1 pseudogene is annotated in these 1,428 nt (G+C 67.1%); it reads right to left on the reverse strand.

Annotation, left to right across the window (positions count from 1 at the left end):
• Positions 1–1,379, reverse strand: a pseudogene (locus FZN60_RS28500) (IS701 family transposase); the annotation flags it as partial.
• Between the last annotated feature and the right edge of the window lie 49 nt (positions 1,380–1,428).

The following is a 1,428-nucleotide window of genomic DNA, read 5'->3' on the forward strand; positions in this document are numbered from 1 at the left end:
CCTAGCACTACAGTTGCATTTTTAATTTCAGGTAGGCTTTTCGCGCGGCGGCTTGATGGGCCCGTCGCCAGAGTGACCATGCGATGACACGGGCCGGCTGGATGCGTCGCCGTGCCAAGCGGCAGGCGATGCGGCGGATTTCCTGCATCGACCAGCCGATCAGCGGCGGACCATGGCCCTGGTGGTGACCCCCCTTTTTCTTGGATCGATGCCGTTGGCTTCACGGCGGATAGCCGCAAGCATCGCAAAGGCCAGCATGACCAGCGAGACGTGACGGTGCCAGCCGTGCCAGGAGCGTGTCTCGTTGTGGTCGAGACCCAACTCGTTCTTTGCGGTCTCGAAGCCGTCCTCGATCGCCCATCGGTGCCCCTCGACCCGGACCAGCGTCTCGACCGGCGTGCCGGCAGGACACCAGGTGGTGAAGAAGGCCAGCTCCCCGTCGGCAAGGTGGCGGCGGATCAGAAGGCCGCGCGTCCAAAGGCCGGATCGACCCTCGTCGTATTCGGCCGCCTCCAGATCGGCCAGTTCCAGATAGGCCCAGTCGTGCAGGCGCTCGCCCTTCGTGCCGGTGCCCGCCGACAGGCGCTGCCAGGCCACCGGGTCCAAACCTTCGGCGATCTCTGCGGCGGTCCCGGCCACCTCGGGCTTGCCGATCCAAGAGTTGAACTGGCTACTGGCGTTGACGCCGAGCACGTAGCCCTTGCCGACACGGCGGAGCGCCATCTCGACCTCGCCGACCCCGTAGACGCTGTCGGCCGCCACCCAGGCGAACGGCACCTCGGCTTGGATGGCGCGGTGGATCATCGCCAGCGCCAGGGCCGGCTTGGTGGCAAAGCCGATCCCGTCGGGCACGTGCGCCGCCTTCAGGCGCTCGCGATCGCCGGTCCAAGTCTTCGGCAGATACAGTGCCCGATCGATGAAGGCATGGCCGTGCCGCGAGGCGTAGGCGGCAAAGACGCCGATCTGGCAGTTGGTGATCTTGCCCGCCGAGCCCGTGTACTGGCGGGCGACGCCGCAGGACGATCGGCCCTGCTTCAGAAAGCCGGTCTCGTCGACCACCAGAACCGCATCCTCGTCGGCCAGGTGCTCGAGAACGTAGCCGCTCACGATGTCGCGCAGGGCATCGGCGTCCCAGCGGCCCCGCCCCAGGATCGCCTGCTGGCGCCACGGCCCGCGGTCGCCCGCCGCCTCCGCCCGCATCCAGCCGGTCTTGCGCCGCTCCTCGCCCAGCAACCCGTCCAGGAACTGACCGGCCGACGCCGCGACGCGGTCTTGCGTGAACAAAGGCCGCATCCGACCCTTCACGTCGCGCAACGACGCCGCCCAAAGCTCCAGCGTCGCCTCGATCGATGCCACCATCGCCATGACCTCCTCGTCATGGCTCCCTATCGATTCAGACTTCCATCAGAAACGCAACTGTAATGCTAG

The organism is Antarcticirhabdus aurantiaca (genome assembly GCF_009765365.1).
GTDB classification, from domain to species: Bacteria; Pseudomonadota; Alphaproteobacteria; order Rhizobiales; family Rhizobiaceae; genus Antarcticirhabdus; species Antarcticirhabdus aurantiaca.